10 protein-coding genes and 1 pseudogene are annotated in these 17,402 nt (G+C 72.7%); 7 read left to right on the forward strand and 4 right to left on the reverse strand.

The genetic code is table 11. The annotated features are described in order from the left end of the window. Nucleotides 1-6: 6 nt before the first annotated feature. From MMR14E_RS01135 to MMR14E_RS01145, 3 genes are all read left to right on the forward strand, one after another. On the forward strand, nt 7-612 hold the full coding sequence (locus MMR14E_RS01135) for a K(+)-transporting ATPase subunit C (RefSeq protein WP_331312422.1): 606 nt from the start codon (nt 7-9) through the stop codon (nt 610-612). Between the two features lie 219 nt (nt 613-831). Next, complete coding sequence (locus tag MMR14E_RS01140) at nt 832-3,549, forward strand: sensor histidine kinase KdpD (protein WP_331312423.1); 2,718 nt, start codon at nt 832-834, stop codon at nt 3,547-3,549. Then, on the forward strand, nt 3,546-4,274 hold the full coding sequence (locus MMR14E_RS01145) for a response regulator transcription factor (RefSeq protein WP_331312424.1): 729 nt from the start codon (nt 3,546-3,548) through the stop codon (nt 4,272-4,274). The genes MMR14E_RS01140 and MMR14E_RS01145 overlap by 4 nt, the downstream gene beginning before the upstream one ends. Before the next feature lie 251 nt (nt 4,275-4,525). Here the strand turns inward: MMR14E_RS01145 and MMR14E_RS01150 are convergent, their stop codons facing one another. From MMR14E_RS01150 to MMR14E_RS01160, 3 genes and pseudogenes are all read right to left on the reverse strand, one after another. Then, nucleotides 4,526-5,866 carry an NCS2 family permease gene (locus MMR14E_RS01150; RefSeq protein ID WP_331312491.1) on the reverse strand — a complete coding sequence of 447 codons (1,341 nt, stop codon included), beginning with the start codon at nt 5,864-5,866 and terminating at the stop codon, nt 4,526-4,528. Beyond that, nucleotides 5,866-8,672: pseudogene (locus MMR14E_RS01155) on the reverse strand (molybdopterin-dependent oxidoreductase). The gene MMR14E_RS01150 and the pseudogene MMR14E_RS01155 overlap by 1 nt, the downstream one beginning before the upstream one ends. Next, nucleotides 8,669-9,508 carry an FAD binding domain-containing protein gene (locus tag MMR14E_RS01160; RefSeq protein ID WP_331312425.1) on the reverse strand — a complete coding sequence of 280 codons (840 nt, stop codon included), beginning with the start codon at nt 9,506-9,508 and terminating at the stop codon, nt 8,669-8,671. Before MMR14E_RS01160 ends, MMR14E_RS01155 begins: the two are co-directional and overlap by 4 nt. Before the next feature lie 172 nt (nt 9,509-9,680). On the opposite strand from MMR14E_RS01160, the gene pucL reads away from it, so the two are divergent. Together pucL and MMR14E_RS01170 are read left to right on the forward strand one after the other, a co-directional pair. Continuing rightward, entirely contained in the window at nt 9,681-10,523 is an 843-nt protein-coding gene (pucL, locus tag MMR14E_RS01165; protein ID WP_331312426.1) for a factor-independent urate hydroxylase, read from the forward strand. Nucleotides 10,524-10,953: 430 nt separating this feature from the next. After that, nucleotides 10,954-12,438 (forward strand): PAS domain-containing methyl-accepting chemotaxis protein, encoded by a 1,485-nt coding sequence (locus MMR14E_RS01170; RefSeq protein WP_331312427.1) that lies wholly within the window; start codon nt 10,954-10,956, stop codon nt 12,436-12,438. Between the two features lie 24 nt (nt 12,439-12,462). Here the strand turns inward: MMR14E_RS01170 and MMR14E_RS01175 are convergent, their stop codons facing one another. Beyond that, complete coding sequence (locus tag MMR14E_RS01175; protein ID WP_331312428.1) at nt 12,463-13,200, reverse strand: HWE histidine kinase domain-containing protein; 738 nt, start codon at nt 13,198-13,200, stop codon at nt 12,463-12,465. A 1,694-nt stretch (nt 13,201-14,894) separates the two neighbouring features. On the opposite strand from MMR14E_RS01175, the gene MMR14E_RS01180 reads away from it, so the two are divergent. After that, a complete protein-coding gene (locus MMR14E_RS01180; protein ID WP_419539275.1) occupies nt 14,895-16,406 on the forward strand; it encodes a methyl-accepting chemotaxis protein in 1,512 nt (503 codons plus the stop codon). A gap of 36 nt (nt 16,407-16,442) precedes the next feature. Then, nucleotides 16,443-17,390 carry a substrate-binding domain-containing protein gene (locus tag MMR14E_RS01185; protein WP_331312430.1) on the forward strand — a complete coding sequence of 316 codons (948 nt, stop codon included), beginning with the start codon at nt 16,443-16,445 and terminating at the stop codon, nt 17,388-17,390. Nucleotides 17,391-17,402 lie beyond the last annotated feature (12 nt).

Below are 17,402 nucleotides of genomic sequence, written 5' to 3' on the forward strand. Positions count from 1 at the left end.
CCCGCCATGCTGAAACAGCTCCGCCCAGCCCTGGTCCTGCTCACCGCCCTGACGGCGATCACCGGCCTCGCCTACCCCCTCGCGATGACCGGCCTCGCCGGCGCGATCTTCCCCGCCAAGGCCGCCGGCAGCCTGATCGTGCGCGACGGCACGGTCATCGGCTCCGGCCTGATCGGCCAGAACTTCGCCGGTGCCGGCTACTTCCACGGCCGGCCCTCGGCGACGACGGCGCCGGACCCCGCCGACGCCGCGAAGACGGTGCCGGCGCCCTACAACGCGGCCAATTCCTCCGGCTCGAACCTCGGCCCGACGAGCGCCGCCCTGGCGGAGCGGGTGAAGGCCGACGTCGACGCGCTGAAGGCCGAGAATCCGGCCGCCCCGGTCCCGGTCGACCTCGTCACGACCAGCGGGTCCGGCCTCGACCCGGACATCTCGCCCGAGGCCGCCTACTTCCAGGTTCCCCGCGTCGCCAAGGCCCGCGCTATCCCGGAGGACAAGCTGCGGGACCTCGTGACCGCCCGCATCGAGGGCCGCACCCTCGGCATCCTGGGCGAGCCGCGGGTCAACGTCCTGGCGCTGAACCTCGCCGTCGACGGGCTCGCAGGGCGCTGAGGCGAACCCGACAGCCGCCCCGGGGTGACACCGTGTCAGGCCGGACCGCTGTCGATCGGCCTGACGGACACGACGCAGGGGCGGTCGACAGCGGGGGCGGAGCGCGGCAATCCCGCAGCGGGACGTTTAGCGGAGTCCCGCTGCCCCGGGTCGCTTCGCTCCGCTCGCGATGACGCGACGATCCCGCGATGTCAGCGGCGTTTTGCTAAGATGGCGACCATGCCCGAGACCGGCCGCGACCCGACCCGCCCCTCTCCCGACGCCCTGCTCGAAGCGGCGCGCCGGGAGGAACGGACGCGCGGCCGGCTCAAGGTGTTCCTCGGCGCCGCCCCGGGCGTCGGCAAGACCTACGAGATGCTGACCATCGGCCGGGCGCGGCTGAAGGCGGGGACCGACGTCGTGGTCGGTGTCGTCGAGACCCACGGCCGGGCCGAGACCGAGGCCCTGCTCGACGGCTTCGAGACGATCCCCCGCAGGGCGGTGCCCTATCACGGCACCGTCCTCCAGGAGATGGACCTCGACGCCCTGCTGGCCCGCCGGCCGGCCCTCGCGCTGGTCGACGAGCTCGCCCACACCAACGCTCCGGGCTCGCGCCACCCGAAGCGCTACCAGGATGTCGAGGAACTGCTCGACGCCGGCATCGACGTCCTCACGACCCTCAACATCCAGCACGTCGAGAGCCTCAACGACGTGGTCGCCTCGATCACCCGAATCCGGGTGCGCGAGACGGTGCCGGACGGCGTCCTCGACCGCGCCGACGACATCGAGGTGGTGGACCTGAACCCCGACGACCTGATCCAGCGCCTGAAGGATGGCAAGGTCTACGTCCCGACCAACGCCGAGCGCGCGCTCAAGCACTACTTCTCCCGCGGCAACCTGACGGCGCTCCGCGAGCTGGCGCTCCGGCGCACCGCCGACCGGGTCGACGACGAGCTGCTCGGCCACATGCGGGCCAACGCCATCGCCGGGCCCTGGGCTGCGGGCGAGCGCGTGCTGGTCTGCGTGAACGAGGATCCCCGCTCCGCCGGCCTCGTGCGCCACGCCAAGCGCCTCGCCGACCGCCTGCACGCGCCCTGGACGGCGCTCTCCATCGAGGGCGCGCGGGCGGCGGCCCTCAGCGAGGTCGAGCGCGACCGGATCGCCGAGGCCCTGCGGCTGGCCGATCGCCTCGGCGGCGACGCCGTCACCCTGCCGGGCGGACGCCGGATCGCCGACGACGTGCTCGACTACGCGCGCTCGGCCAACGTGAATCACATCGTCGTCGGCAAGGCCAACCGCTCGTGGCTGTTCGAGCTGGTCAACGGCTCGGTGGTGTACGACCTCGTGCGGCGCAGCGGCGCCATCAGCGTGCACGTCGTCCCCGGCGAGGCCGTCCCAGACGGAACGCAGCCGCGCCGCGCCGTGGCGGTGGCCGCGCCGCGGTCGGGCCTCGACGCGCGACCGTACGCGATCGCGCTGGCGGCGATCGCCGCGGGCCTCGGCGCGGCCATCGTCGCGGAGCCCTACGCGGGCGTCGAGAACGCCGACCTGTTCCTGCTGACCGCCGTCGTGGCGGTGGCGGTGCGCTGGGGACTCGGACCGGCGCTCGCGTCGGTCGTGGCGGCCTCGCTCGCCTACAATTTCTTCTTCCTGCCGCCGGTCTACACGCTCACCATCGCCGACCCGACCAACGTCGCGGCCTTCCTTCTCTTCACCCTCGTGGCCGTCCTGGTCTCGAACCTCGCCTCCCGCGCGCGCCGCGTCGCGGTGGTCAGCCAGGGCCGGGCGCGGGCCACCGAGCGGCTGTTCGGCTTCTCGCGGAAGCTCGCCGCCTGCGGCACCCTCGACGACGTGCTCTGGGCGACCTGCGCCCAGGTCGCCGCGATGCTGAAGGTGCGCGTCGTCCTCCTCCTGCCCGACGGCCAGGCCGTGACCGTCCGGGCCGGCTACCCGCCCGAGGACATGCTCGACGAGGCCGACCTGGCGGCCGCGCAGTGGGCGTTCGACAATGACCGGCCCGCGGGACGCGGTGCAGACACGCTGCCGGGCGCCAAGCGGCTGTTCCTGCCGATGCGAACCGGGCGCGGCACGATCGGGGTGATCGGCCTCGATTCCGACGGCACCGGCCCGATCCTGTCGCCGGAGGGCCGCCGGCTCCTCGACGCCCTGGCCGACATGGGCGCGCTCGCCATCGAGCGGGTCCGGCTCGTGGAGGATCTCGACCGGGCCGAGCGCGCGGCCGAGACGGACCGCCTGCGCCAGGCGCTGCTCACCTCGATCAGCCACGACCTGCGGACGCCGCTCGCCTCGGTTCTCGGCGCGGCCAGCACCCTGCGCGACCTCGAGGCGGCGCTGCCCGCGGACGCGAAGGCGGAGCTGCTGGCGACGATCATCGAGGAATCGGAGCGGCTCAACCGCTTCATCGCCAACCTCCTCGACATGACGCGGCTGGAGGCCGGCGCGGTGGCGCCGAACCTCTCCGCCCAGGACGTCGCCGAGACGGTCGACACCGCCCTGCGCCGCACCCAGAAGATCCTGGCCGACCACCGCGTCGCCGTGGAGGTCGAGGCCGACCTGCCGGCGCTGGCGCTCGACCCGGTCCTGTTCGAGCAGGTCCTGGTCAACCTCCTCGACAACGCCGCCAAGTACGCGCCGGAGGGCTCGACCGTGACGGTCCGGGCGCGCCGCGCGGACGACCGGGTCCGGATCGCCGTGCTGGACGAGGGCGACGGCCTGCCCGAGGCGGATGTCGAGCGCGTCTTCGACAAGTTCTACCGCGTCCGGAAGGGCGACCGGGTCCGGGCCGGCACCGGCCTGGGCCTCGCGATCTCCCGGGGCTTCGTCGAGGCGATGGGCGGCACCGTCACGGCCGAGAATCGCCGCGACCGCGGCGGGGCCTGCTTCACGGTCAGCCTGCCGATTCCGGCCCGGAGCGCGCCCAGGGACATCGCCGCATGAGCCCCACCGTCCTGGTCGTCGACGACGAGCCGCCGATCCGCAAGCTTCTCCGCATGGGCCTGGCTACCCAGGGCTACGCCATCCTGGAGGCGCCCGACGGCCGGACGGCCCTGGCGCTGCTCGGCCGCGAGGGCGTCGATCTCGTCATCCTCGACCTCGGCCTGCCCGACATGCGCGGCCACGACCTGCTGCGGTCGGTGCGGGCGAGCCATCCGGACCTCCCGGTGGTCGTCCTGTCGAGCCGCGACGACGAGGGCGGCAAGGTGGAGGCGCTCGATCTCGGCGCCAACGACTACGTGACCAAGCCGTTCGGCATGGCGGAGCTGCTGGCGCGCCTGCGCGCCGCCATGCGCCACCAGCTCGCCGCGCGGGGCGAGCGGCCGATCTTCCGCGTCGACAACCTCTCGGTCGATCTGGTCCGCCGGATCGTGAAGATCGACGAGGCCGAGGTGAAGCTGACGCCGCGCGAGTACGACTTCCTTCGCGTCCTGGTCCTGCATGCCGGCAAGGTGCTCACCCACGCGCAGCTGATGCGCTCGGTGCCGTCCTCGTCCGACCCGCAATACCTGCGCGTCTACGTGTGCCAGCTTCGCCAGAAGCTGGAGGCAGATCCCGAGCGCCCGCGGATCTTGCTGACCGAGACCGGTGTCGGCTACCGCCTGCGCGCGCCCGACGACGAGCCGGCTCCGCCGCACCGCGGCGCCGGCGGCGCGACCGCCCACTGATCCCGAGGACGACCAGATGTGCTCCAGCGCCCGCGATCCCGCGCGATGACCGTGGATCGGATCCTCGCGCCCTCCGACGCGCTCGTCGGCCTGCGCGCCGCCGGCAAGGGCGCGCTGCTCGAGGAGCTGGCGCGCCGCGCCGCCGGCGCCCTCGGCCTCGCCCCGGAGACGATCCTCNGCGATGCGCGGCGCCCGGGACGCGGCGGCGCTCTACGCGGCCGCCACGGGCCGGTAAGGGCGCCGCGCGGCCGTCAGTGCGCGCCGCCGGTCTCGACGAACTTGAACAGGAAGACCGCGGCGATCGCCCAGACGATCGGCTTCACCTCCCGGGCCCGCCCCGCGAAGAGCTTCAGCGCCGCGTAGGTGATGAACCCGCAGGAGACGCCGGTGGCGATCGAGTAGGTGAAGGGCATCAATAGGGCCGTGACGCAGGCCGGCACGACCTCGGTGATATCGTCCCAGTCGAGCTCGACCAGCTCGCGCAGCATCAGGCAGGCGACGTAGAACAGCGCCGGCGCCGTGGCGTAGGCGGGCACCGCGCCCGCGAGCGGCGCGAAGAACAGGCAGGCGAGGAACAGCACCGCCACGGTGGCGGCCGTGAGCCCGGTGCGTCCGCCCTCCTCGACGCCGGAGGCGCTCTCCAGGTAGGCCGTGGTGCTCGACGTGCCGAGCAGCGAGCCCGCGAAGACCGACACGGAATCGGCCATCAGCGCCCGGTCGAGGCGGCGCATCCGTCCGTCGGTCAGGAGCCCGGCCCGGCTCGCCACGCCCATCAGCGTACCGGTGGCGTCGAACAGCTCCACCAGGAACAGGACCAGGATCACGTTGAGCAGGCCCGCCGAGAGCGCGCCCGGAATGTCGAGGGCGAACAGGGTCGGGGCGATCGAGGGCGGCAGGGAGACGACGCCCTGGAAGGCGTTGCCCGCGAAGACGAAGCTCAGCGCCGTGACGGTCAGGATGCTCGACAAGAGCGCCGCCCGCACCTTCCGGGCGGAGAGGACGGCCACCATCAGGAAGCCGAGAACCGCCAGGATCGCCTCGGGCTTGTGCAGGTCGCCGAGGGTGACGAAGGTCGCCGGGCTCGCCGCCACGAGGCCGGCATTCTTGAGCGCGATGATCGCCAGGAACAGGCCGATCCCCACCGTGATGGCGATCCGCATCGAGCGCGGGATCCCGTCGACGATCAGCGCGCGCAGGCCGGTCAGCGTGACGATCAGGAAGCACACGCCCGAGATGAAGACCGCGCCGAGGGCGGCCTGCCAGCTGAAGCCGAGCTGCTGGACCACGACGTAGGTGAAGTAGGCGTTGAGCCCCATCCCGGGCGCGAGGGCGATCGGGTAGTTGGCCCACAGCGCCATGATCAGCGAGCCGAGCGCCGCCACGAGGCAGGTCGCCACGAACACCGCGCCGCGCGGCATGCCGGCATCCCCCAGGATGCTCGGATTGATGAAGACGATGTAGGCCATCGTCAGGAAGGTGGTCAGCCCGGCCAGCAGCTCGGTGCGCACGGTGGTGCCGTGCTCGGCGAGGCGGAAGGTGCGTTCCAGGAAGCCCGGCCTCGCGGCCGGCACCGCGTCCCGCGCGCGATCCATCACGCGAGCCCGGTCCGGCCGGCCGCCACGGCGCGGTAGATCCGGTCCGGCGCGAAGGGCGTCGCGGTCAGGCGAGCCCCGGTCGCGTCCCGGATGGCGTTGCCGAGCGCCGCCGCCACCGGGTTGAACGGCGACTCGCTCATCGACTTGGCCCCGAGGGGGCCGACGCTGTCGTGGGTGTCGGCGAACAGGACCTCGGTGTCGGGCACGTCGGCGCAGGCGGGGATGTGGTAGTCGCGGAACGTCTGCGTGACGAGGCTCCCGTCGGCGGCGACCTGAACGTCCTCGTAGAGCGCCGCGCCGAGCGCCTGCGCGATGCCGCCCTCGACCTGGCCGCGGCACTGCATCGGGTTGATCACCCGCCCGGCGTCGGCGGCGTGCACACTCCTGAGGATCCGCACCGCGCCGCTCACCGGATCGACCGCAACCCGGAAGGCGTGGACGTTGAACGCCACCGAGCGCGGGCTGCCGTCGGCCCGTCCGGTCGCGTCCAGGGGACCGACCGCCGCCAGCGGCACCGGGCCGGCCGGCGTCTCGACCTGCGCACCGTCGAGGCGGCAGGATTCCGGGGCCGCACCCGCGATCTCCGCGGCCCGCGCGCGGATCCGGCCGGCGAGCGCCTCGGCGGCCCGCAGCGTCGCGAGACCCNCGACCCGGATTCGCGAACGTCCGGCACGACCTGGCCGAGCGCCTCGGCGGCCCGCAGCGTCGCGAGACCCGCCACGACGGTGCCGGTGCTCCCGTAGGCGCCGGTGTCGTGCGCCACGAGATCCGTGTCCGCGCCCGCGACGCGGACGCGCTCCGGCGCGGCGTTGAGCGCGGAGGCCGCGATCTGCCGATGCACCGTGCTGGTGCCGTTGCCGAACTCCGCCGTCCCGACCCGCACAGTGAAGTGCCCGTCGGCCTCCAGGCTCACCCGCGCGTCGGCGTGGTGGCCGCGCGGCGGGATCGTGTCGATCATCGCCATCGCCATGCCAGTCCCGGCGCGCCAGCCGGGTTCCGGCTCGGGTCCCGGGTCGGCCCGCAGCGCCTCCTCGACCAGGGTCAGGCACTGGTCGAGCCCGTAGCTGCCGAACACCACGTCGTGCGGCTCCAGGCTGTTCGACACCATGGCGTCGCCCGGCTTGACGGCGTTGCGCCGCCGCAGGGCGAACGGGTCGAGGCCGAGCGCGCGGGCGACCTCGTCCAGGGCGGATTCGAGCGCGAAGATCGTCTGGCTCAAGCCGTAGCCGCGGAAGGCCCCCGCCGGCACCGTGTGGGTGTAGACGGCGCGGCCGCTCACCCGCTTGTTCGGGCAGACATAGGCGGCCAGCACCTCGTGGCAGGCGTGGTGGATCACGCCGCCCGCGTGGTTGCCGTAGGCGCCGGTATCGGACAGGACGTCGAGGCTGAGCGCCGTGAGGGTGCCGTCCCGGCGGGCGCCGACCTTCACGTCCACCCGCATCGGGTGACGCGTCGTCGTCCCGACGAACTGCTCCCGGCGGGTCAGCTCCCAGCGCACCGGGCGCCCGGTGTGCAGGACCGCCAGGGCGACGAGGTCCTCGGTCAGCATCTCCTGCTTGCCGCCGAAGCCGCCCCCGACCCGGGCGCAGACCACGCGCACCGCGTCCATCTCCAGGCCGAACAGGTCCGCCAGCGCGTCCCGGGTCAGGAACGGCACCTGGGTGCTGGTGCGCAGCGTCAGGCGGCCGTCCTCGGCGCGCCAGCCGATGCAGCCGTGGGTCTCCATGGCGGCGTGCTGCACGCGCTGCGACCGGTATGTCCCGGCGTAGACGAAGTCCGCCTCGGCGAGGCCCGCCTCCACGTCGCCGACCGCGCCGTGCACCTCGCCGGCGAGGTTGGGGTGCTGTTCGAGGGGCGGTGCGTCCTCGCCCGGGCGGTCCCGCGCGTCGTGGACCCGGGGCGCGTCGGTCTCGAGGGCGCGTTCCGGATCGACGAGCGCCGGACGAACCTCGTAGGTCACCCGCAGGGCGCGGCATCCGGCCTCCGCGGCGGCTTCCGTCTCCGCCACCACGGCGGCGACGCGCTGCCCGACGAACCGCAGGATCGGGTCGAGCACCCGCGTGTCGCAGGCGTCGTCCCGCGGGTCCTCGTGGCGGGCGGTGGAGAAGCGGCGCGTCGGCGCGTCGGCGTGGGTCAGCACGGCCACCACGCCCGGCACGGCGCGGGCCGCCGTCGCGTCGATCGCGACGATCCGGGCATGGGCATGGGGCGAGCGCAGCACCTTGAGATGGAGCGTGTCGCCGAGCGGCGCGTCCATCGTGAACCGGGCGCGACCGGACACGACCAGCGGCGCGGCCGGTGCCGCGAGGTTGCGGCCCACGGGATCGCCGAGGCCGCCGCTCTCGACCGAGCGCGCGCTGCCCGCGATGGCCTCGCGCACGGCGCGGTATCCGGTGCAGCGGCAGAGATTGCCCTTCAGGGCGGTGCCGAGATCCTGCTTCTGGCCCTGGTCGAGGCTCGCCGCCGTCATGATCATGCCGGGCGTGCAGAAGCCGCACTGGAAGCCCTGGGCCGCCAGGAAGGCTTCCTGCATCGGGTGGAACGCCGCCGGCTCGGCCGCGTCGGCCCGGCACGGACCGGCCAGCCCCTCGATGGTCGTCACGCTCCGTCCCTCGGCGCGGAAGGCCGGCACCAGGCAGCTGTGGACGGGCTCGCCGTCGAGATGGATCGTGCAGGCGCCGCAATCGCCGGCATCGCAGCCCTTCTTGACGCCGAACCAGCCGGCCTCGCGCAGGTAGGTCCGGAGGCACTGCCCCGCCCGCGGCGCGCCCTCGTGCGCGGTCCCGTTGATCGTGAGCTTCATGACGCGGCTCCCGGCGACGGCGCCGCGTCGAGCGACCCGCGTATCTCCTCGGCGAAATGCCGGGTCATGTGGCGGCGCCAGTCGGGCCGCCCGTGGACGTCGTCGTGGTAGAGGCTGTCCGGTATCGCCTCGTCGAGCGCCCGCACCAGCTCGGCCGGACCCGGCAGTCCGTCGAAGGCGAGGCGGAGCGGGCGTTTGACGGAGGCCGTGACCGTGAGCGCGAAGGCGCCGTCCGCGCCGCGCGTCCCGATCAGCAGCGCGCCGGAGCGCCCGTTCGGGCTGAGGCTGATGCGGCGGAAGGCCGTGCGGCGCGCGAGCGCCGCGGCCGGCATGGACAGGCTCCGCAGGATCTCGCCCGGCGCGAGGGCGTTCCGCTGCGGCGCGAGGACGAAGTCGAGGACCGGGAGGTCCCGCTCGGTCCCGTCGGCGGACCAGATCGTGCAGGTCGCGTCCAGGGCCGTCGCGAGGGCGATCATCGGCCCGGCCGGGAGGGCGAGGCAGACGTTGCCGCCGACGGTCGCCACGTTCCAGATCTTGAACGAGCCGAGCAGGGCGCGGCAGCACTGGCTGACCAGCGGCGCCGCGTTCCAGTGCGGCGGCAGTTCCAGCCGGTCGAGCCGCGCGATGGTGCAGGTCGCCGCGAGGGTGAGGCCCTCCGCGTCGACCGTGTGCGGGACCCATCCGAGCGCCGCGAGGTCGACGAGGCGCCGCATCCCGACCTGCGGCTCGGAGAACAGCCACGTCCCGCCTCCCAGGCAGGCATCGCCGTCCGCCCAAGTCGGGAGCTCAGTCCGGCTCCGCGGCCGGACGACGGTCTCGATCGTGTTGAGGTCCATGCCCGCTCGCCGGTCCGGAGCCGGTTCGGCCCGGCCCTGCACTATGCCCGGTCACATGAGGCTGCGGTCAAGCCGCGGCGACGCTTTCGAGCCTTGGCGCCCCCACGCGCGTCGGCCTAGGATTAATCAGGATCGCGCGAGACGGCCGGTGACGGTCCGGTCGGAGATATCCATGGCGCTGACGGCATCGCGGTACGGCAAGGAACGGGTTCGCGTGCTCCGCCTCGCCCGCGACGGAGACCACCACACGCCGCGCGAGCTGACGCTGTCGGTCCTGCTGATCGGGCGCTTCGCGGCCTCCTGGACCGAGGGCGACAACCGCGCCTCCATCGCCACTGACAGCATCCGGAACATCGTCAACGTCACGGCGGCGCGGAACGTCGCGCTCGACGCCGAGGGCTTCGTCGCCGCCGTGGCACGCGTGCTGCTCGAGACCTACCCGCAGGTCGAGACCGTCACGATCGACGCGGAGGAAGTTCGCTGGCTCCGTCACGCGATCGCGGACGCGCCCCACGGCCATACCTTCACCCGGGACGGTAACGGCGCCGGCTTCGCGGGACTCACGGCCGACCGGACCGGGTCGACCCTGCGCTCCGGGTTGCGCGGCTACACCTTCATGAAGACCACGCAGTCGGGCTGGACGGGGTTCGTGGCGGACCAGTACCGGACCCTGCCGGACACGACCGACCGCATCGCCGCGACCAGCATGGACGCGACGTGGACCTGGGCGTCCGCCCCGCAGGATTTCGGTGCGGCCAATGCCCGGATCCTCGCGACGCTGCTGAGCGTCTTCGCCACTACCTACAGTCGGGGAATCCAGGACAGCATGTACCGGATGGGCGAGGCCGCCCTGGCCGCCGTCCCGGAACTGGCCGAGATCGGCTTCGTCATGCCCAACAAGCATTACCTGCCGATCGACCTCGCTCCGTTCGGCGTCGCCGACACGGGCACCGTCTTCCTGCCGACCGACGAGCCCTACGGCCGCATCGAGGCGACGATCGGCCGGACGGGCTGATCGGCCTGCACCGCCGGACGCGGTCGAATCCCGCACACCGTCGCCCGGCGTCGATCGGTGGCTGCGGTGCGTCGGCCCGGTCCTGCAACCGCAGGGTCGCAGACTCCGCGGGCAGGCGGTTTACGCACAACGCTGGATAGTCTCAGCCCTGATCTATGCTGTTCCGGCGCGCCCCGTAGATGTGTCCGTCCGGTTTGACCGATCAAAACTGCGGGACGCGAGTTCGGCGCGGCTTTTTCGGACTAACCAAACCACTTTAACGGACGCGCAACGGTGCGCCTCTATGGATGACATCACTTAAGCGGCGCCTCAACAGATGTCTGGGGTCGCCGAGCCCGATAAAGGGTGCGGCCTCGCTCGAGAATATCTTGAGCTGGTCGCCCGGGTGCGCGCTTCGGCCGCACCCGCAACATGACAGGCGGAGGAAACGATGTTCCAGGGCTCTGCGGCTCGGAGGGATCAGGCGGCCAAGCTCGCGGCCCTGGGCCGGTCCCTCGCCACGATCGAGTTCGCGCTGGACGGAACCATCCTCGACGCCAACCCGAATTTCCTGACCGCCATGGGTTACACGCTCGCGGAGATCCGCGGCCGGCACCACAGCCTGTTCGTCTCGCCGGACGAGCGGGCCAGCGAGGCCTATCGGCAATTCTGGGAGAGCCTGCGGCGCGGCACGTTCGCGAGCGCCGAGTACAAACGCCTCGCCAAGGGGGGCCGGGAGGTCTGGATCCAGGCCTCCTACAACCCGGTGCTCGACGCGCGCGGCAGACCGGTCAAGATCGTCAAGTTCGCCACCGACATCACCGCCCAGAAGCTCCGCGCCCTCGATCTCGAAGGGCAGATCAGCGCGCTCCACCGCTCGCAGGCGGTGATCGCCTTCGCGCTCGACGGGACGATCCTCACCGCCAACGCGAACTTCCTCGACGCGGTCGGCTACCGGCTCGAGGAGATCGTCGGCCGGCATCACAGCCTGTTCGTCGGCGAGGCGGAACGCGCCAGCGAGGCGTACCGGCTGTTCTGGGCCGCCCTGGGGCGCGGCGAGTTCCAGTCCGGCGCGTTCAGGCGCACCGGCAAGGGCGGTCGGGAGGTCTGGATCCAGGCGACCTACAACCCGATCACGGATCCGGAAGGACGGCCCGTCCGGGTCGTCAAGTTCGCCACCGACATCACCGCCCAGGTTCACGAACGGCAGCAGCGCGCCGCCGCGCAGCACGCCATCGGCGCCGAACTGGACGCGATCGGCGACGCCGTGGCGGATGTGACCCGCCAGGCCGACGCGGCGGTCGCGCGCGTGGGCCGGGTCTCCGGCGACATCCGGTCGGTGGCCACCGGCGCGGAGCAGCTGTCGAGCTCGGTGGACGAGATCAGCCAGCAGGTGAGCCACGCGGCCGAGATGGCCGGGCAGGCCGTGGAGCAGACGCGGCACACCGGCCGGATCGTGACCGGTCTCAGCGACCAGGCCGCGCAGATCGGCGAGGTCCTGGGACTCATCTCGGGCATCGCCGCGCAGACCAACCTGCTCGCCCTCAACGCGACCATCGAGGCGGCGCGCGCCGGCGAGGCCGGCCGCGGCTTCGCGGTGGTGGCCTCGGAAGTGAAGACCCTGGCGGCGCAGACCGGACGCGCGACGGACCAGATCCGCGACCAGATCGCCGCGACGCAGGCGGCGACCCGCGAGGCCGTCGACGCCATCGACGCGATCCAGGGTACGATCCTGACCCTGAACGCGGCCTCGTCGACCATCGCGGCGGCGGTGGAGGAGCAATCCGCGGTGATGCGCGAGATGTCGGGCAGCATGCAGACCGCCGCGCAGGACGTATCGGCGATCTCCGGCGGCATGACCACGATCGCGCAGGCGAGCGAGCGGGCGGACCGCGCGACGCGGCAGGTCCGTGAGACCGCGCGCGCCTTCGGCTGAGGCGATCCGGCGCGGGCTATCGGATCAGCCCGGCTCCCCGCCCTCGTCCGCGCGCGCGTCCGCGACGAGGCGCCCGATCCGCGGGATGAGCGGGCAGGTGACCGTGCAGCGCAGGCCGTCGGGCTCGAAGGCGAGCGCGACGGTCGCGCGCAGCTCGTAGCTCAACATCTCGGTGAGCACCTGCGTGCCGAAGCCGCGCCGACTCGGCTGCGTGACGCCCGCGCCGCCTGTCTCCTTCCAGACGAGCGTCAGGTTGCCGCCCGCGCTCTGGCCGTCGCCCGCGCTCTGGCCGTCGCCCGCGACGACCCAGGTGACGTCGACACCGCCCTTCGACAGACCGAAGACGCCGTGCTCGATCGCGTTGCTGCAGAGCTCGTGGACCGCCAGCGCCATCAGCTGCGCGGCCTTCGGCCTGAGACGCACGGTCGGGCCCTCCAGGGTCGCCTGCTCGCCCTCGCGGATCAGGTGGACCATCAGCTCGTCGGAGATCAGCGAGTGCAGGCTGACTTCGCCGAAGGTGTCGGCCGCGACCCGCACGCGCGCGATGGCGTCGAGCCGCCCCTCGAGGTGCGTCGCGTAGCCGTCGACGGTCTCGGCGGTCTCGGCAGAGAGGCGCAGGACGGCGCGCAGCATCGCCAACGTGTCGCGCAGGCCGTGGCGCAGACCGTCCGGCGTTCCCGACTCGTCCAGGAGGCGGCGCAGGCGGGCGTTGTCCGCTTCGAGCTGCGCCACGCGCGCGACCGCCGCTTCAGGCTCTGCCATGTTCGCTCTCTCAGCGCCGAAAGCCGTGAGGTTCCGTCTAGCTCAGATAACGTGCCGAAAACCTGCCCCAGCATCACAGACCGGGGATTTTTGCTCAAGCGCGCGGCGACAGCCGCCGCGAGAGCGGCTCACCGGACCACGCGCCGCCGCGGACATCGTCGTCTGCCGGCGGCCGGCTCGACGGTAAGGGCAGCGGTTCGCCGCGCTCGTTCCTCTCGCGACCGCGAGCGGATCCCACGCCGCCACGATCTCCGGCGCGGTCGGTCCCGTCGATCCGGAGGTCGCGCCTCCGTGATCGCTCGTCGCGATCGACGGAGAGGTGTGGGGATCGAACTCTTCGCGGTCAACGGAGCGACGACACCCGCGCCGGCGGGGTCCGGCGGTGACCGTGTACCGGTCCGGAGCGGATCCCGAGGCCGGCATCCGATCGGGTCCAGGGCGGCGCGGCCGCCGGGCGTCGCGAGAAGGCGAGCGGTAGGGCGACGAACGCGCCTGCCCAGGGGGGCTCGCATACGCCCCACGCCGGGCCCGCGTCCGACCCTTGTTCCGGCCCGGCTAACCCTATCCGGAGGCCTCGCCTACCCGTTCCGGACTCGATGCGCGGGAGTGATATGCGTGGCGGAACGAAGCTTGCGGAAGGCAGGACGGCTGAAACGGCTCTGGCCCGGGCGCGCGGCCGCCCTCCCGCCGGCACCGCGTTCGCCGGCTCTGGCCGACTTTCCCGAGCCGCCGCCCCATCGCGGTCTCACGGCCTCCGAGCTGATCGCCATGGCGCGTCAGGCCCGCGCCGTATCGGTCGAACGGGATCCGTCGAAAACCCCGAGCGTTTCCTGAGGTCCGTCGCTTTCTGCCGGGAGGTCGTCATGGGGCTGGTCGCCTTCATCGTGTTCGTATGCCCCTGGATGGGCATCGCCGGCCTGTTATGGATGCGCGCCCAGCAGGCCAAGCCGCTCTGACCCTCCCGTCACCGCGCCGGGGCACGGCGCCGGCCGCGGGCGTCAGACCGGCGGCGATCCGCAATGCGCGCGGCGACCGAGCGGTTGCTCGCGCGGCGGTCTGACGGGCCACGACCGCGCGTCATCGACCGCGGCGCGGGCGAACGCGCGCTGTCCGACACGGCAATACGAGATCGCGGCTCGCGACAGGTGCCGTTCCGGTCTGAGGCACCCACCCTGACGCGTTCGCGCGCGGCCGACGCGCCCTTCTTCCGAATGGCCAGCAGTGACGGTGCGCCGGCGCGTGCCAGCCGGTGGGCAGCCGCTCCAACGTCGTCGCCCCACCGGTCCGCGTTTCACCCCAATATTTCTCTCATCGAGCAAGTATCTCCGTCGCCGAGCGTCGTTCGACGATAGAAATTGCGGATATAAAATATATCGCGGCACACCATCGACGCTCATCGTACAGCATTCATCAGCATTGGAATTCTCGTCGCACCGGAGCGATTGTCTTCTCGTGCGGCAAGGATTAAGCTCGTCGTCGAGGTTACGCCTCAGGCAGAGGCTCCGGTGTCTTTCGATTTTCGGATCATAAAGTGCTCCGATCTGCAGTTTCGGACGATCGTGATCGGCTTCGCAGCTCTGATGTTCTGCTTCCCGATCGGAGTTGGGTGCGTATCAGCGTTTCAGATCGTCGCGCTCGACGCTTCGGGCCGATCTCTGGCAGCGGAGGCCAGGGCGGTCAGGCTCGTCGGCACCATGAAGCAGCTGAGCCAGGAGATCCGTGCTCTCGACCATCTGGCGCACGCCGCATCGACCGACGCGGCGCGTCGCGACGCCATCGACCGGGAGACGAAGGTCCACGAGGCCTTCAACGAGGCCTGGACTGCCTATGCGCCGATCGTCAGGACTGCGGATGAGCGTGCGCTCGCGCGAGCGCTGTGGGACGCCTGGCAGCATTTCCTCGCCGTGGACGCCGAGGTGGCCGCCCTCGACCGAGCCGGGGAACGCGATCTCGCCGACCGGGTCGTCACGAACGGGCTACAGGCCGAGGCGGCGGCCTTCACGCAGGCCGCCGACGCGGTCCTGGCCGCGCGCGACGCGGAGGTCGCCGCGCAGGTCGGCGCCGCCGAGACCGCCTACGCGACCTATTGGGTGGGACTCGCGACCGCTCTGTCGGGCGCTGCCCTCGCTGCCCTGGGCCTGGTGCGGCTCGCCCTGCGCCACGTCGCGCAGCCGATGACCGCGCTGGCGTCCGGCATGCAGCGACTGACCGACCGTGATCGCGTCGTCGCGGTTCCCGAGACGGCGTCATTCGCCGAACTCAGCGTCATGGTCGCCGCGGCGAGGGCCGTTCAGGACGCTCTGCGGCAGGCCCGGCGGCGGGACGCGGACGCCGATCAGGTGCGCCATCAGGTCGAGCGGCGGCGTATCGCGGTCGACCATGCCGCGGGACGGGTCGAGACCGCGGTCGGCGGCATCGTCGAGACGGTGGCATCCACCGCGGTGGCGCTGCGGGGCGCGGCCGACGGCGTCGGCCGGGCGATGCGGGAGAGGACGCGTCGCTCGGCAGCGGCGGGCGCCGCGCCCGCGCAGGTGCGATCCGATGTCGAGCGGATCGCCGTCACTGCCGGGGCGCTCGGCGCCGCGGTCGACGAGGTCGGCGCGCGGGCCGAGGGCACCGCGGCCCTGGCGGGAAGCACGGCGGCGGACGCCGCCCACGCGACCGCCCGCGTTCAGGCGCTCAGCGGCGCCGTCGACCGGATCGGCGACGCGGTCCGCATCGTCGCCAGGATCGCCGCCCAGACGAATCTGCTGGCCCTCAACGCCACCATCGAGGCCGCCCGGGCCGGCAACGCGGGCCGCGGCTTCGCCGTGGTCGCGTCCGAGGTGAAGGCGCTGGCCGCGCAGACCAGTCAGGCCACCGAGGTCATCGGCCAGCACGTCTCCGCGATCCGCGGCTCGACCGCCGAGGCGGTGTCGGCGATCGCGGGGATCGCGGCCCGGGTCGAGGACATGCGCCGCGCGGCGCATGCCATCGCCGATGCCGTGGCGCATCAGGGCGCAGCCGCGGGGGCGATCGTGCAGACCATCGCTGAGACGGCCGACGGGGCAGCGCGGTTCTGCGCCGACCTCGCTGGCGACGTCACCGGGACCGAGGCGGCCGATCCGGCGAGCGCCGTTCTCACCGCGGCCGACGGTCTGACGCAGGACGCCGGGCGTCTCGGCGAGGCGATTGCAGGGCTTCTGGAGGATCTCCGTGCGGCCTGAACCGTGGCGCCCGGACCGCGGGCTGGAACAGCCTTCATGACCTCGACGGATCGGGCCCGCTGCTTCCTTGGCGGATCGCTCCGAAGGGGCGCGCTGGTCCTCGCCCTCGCGGCTTGGGCGACGCCGTCCGCCGCCGCCACCATCGCGGTGCTGACGCCGGTGGCCGCTGCCCGGCACCTGCACGACGGCCTCGCCGAGCAGGCGCGGGCGCGCGGCGTGGAGGCACCGGTCGCCGACGCGCCCGACGGGGCTGGCGACGTGCAGATCGCGCAAGCGCGGCGCTCGATCGCCGCGTCGGTGGACGCGCTCGTGGTGCTGCCGGTCGACCTCCCGGCACGCGAAGCGATCATCCGCTTGGCCCAGGAAGCCGACATCCCGCTGGTTCTCATCGGCCAGGGTCCGCGGGCCGAGTGGCTCACGGGACGCGTCGTCCACGTCGTGCCGAACGACCTCGTCGCCGGACGTCTGCAGATGCGCAAGCTCGCCCAGATGCTCGGCGGGACCGGTCGGGTCGCCCTCGTCGCGGGCGATGCCTCCGATCCCGGATCGGTTCTCCGCAACAGGGGCGCCAGGGAGGTCCTGGCGGAGAATCCGGGCCTCCGTCTCGTCGCGGAGACGACGTCGGATTCGAGCCGCGCGTCGGCGCGGGCCACCGTCGCCGGGTGGCTCGCGCGAGGCATCGGCATCGATGCGATCGCGGCCGGAAGCGACGAGATGGCGATCGGCGCCGCCGAGGCGCTCGAGGCGGCCGGGATCCCGGCGGGCCGGATCCTCATCGGCGGTGCGGATGCCACCGCCGACGGCATGCAGGCGATGCAGGACAAGCGTCTCGCCGTGACGATCCACCAGGACGCCGCCGCCCAGGGCCGTCGCGCGATCGACGACGCCCTCGCGCTGATCCGCCGGGAGCCCGTCCCGCACTACGACTGGGTGCCGTCCGAACTCGTCACGGACCGGATGTCGACGACCCATTTCGCCCGCTAGACCCCGCCGGCT

Origin of the sequence: Methylobacterium mesophilicum (assembly GCF_036441335.1) — a bacterium.
Classification (GTDB): domain Bacteria; phylum Pseudomonadota; class Alphaproteobacteria; order Rhizobiales; family Beijerinckiaceae; genus Methylobacterium; species Methylobacterium mesophilicum_B.

Bases quoted from the DNA above. Each gene is read 5' to 3' on its own strand.
- MMR14E_RS01140 (WP_331312423.1), top strand. From the start codon at position 832: ATGCCCGAGACCGGCCGCGACCCGACCCGCCCCTCTCCCGACGCCCTG.
- pucL (WP_331312426.1), top strand. From the start codon at position 9,681: ATGGCGCTGACGGCATCGCGGTACGGCAAGGAACGGGTTCGCGTGCTC.
- MMR14E_RS01160 (WP_331312425.1), bottom strand. From the start codon at position 9,508: ATGGACCTCAACACGATCGAGACCGTCGTCCGGCCGCGGAGCCGGACT.
- MMR14E_RS01180 (WP_419539275.1), top strand. From the start codon at position 14,895: ATGAAGCAGCTGAGCCAGGAGATCCGTGCTCTCGACCATCTGGCGCAC.
- MMR14E_RS01185 (WP_331312430.1), top strand. From the start codon at position 16,443: ATGACCTCGACGGATCGGGCCCGCTGCTTCCTTGGCGGATCGCTCCGA.
- MMR14E_RS01150 (WP_331312491.1), bottom strand. From the start codon at position 5,866: ATGGATCGCGCGCGGGACGCGGTGCCGGCCGCGAGGCCGGGCTTCCTG.
- MMR14E_RS01175 (WP_331312428.1), bottom strand. From the start codon at position 13,200: ATGGCAGAGCCTGAAGCGGCGGTCGCGCGCGTGGCGCAGCTCGAAGCG.
- MMR14E_RS01145 (WP_331312424.1), top strand. From the start codon at position 3,546: ATGAGCCCCACCGTCCTGGTCGTCGACGACGAGCCGCCGATCCGCAAG.
- MMR14E_RS01170 (WP_331312427.1), top strand. From the start codon at position 10,954: ATGTTCCAGGGCTCTGCGGCTCGGAGGGATCAGGCGGCCAAGCTCGCG.
- MMR14E_RS01135 (WP_331312422.1), top strand. From the start codon at position 7: ATGCTGAAACAGCTCCGCCCAGCCCTGGTCCTGCTCACCGCCCTGACG.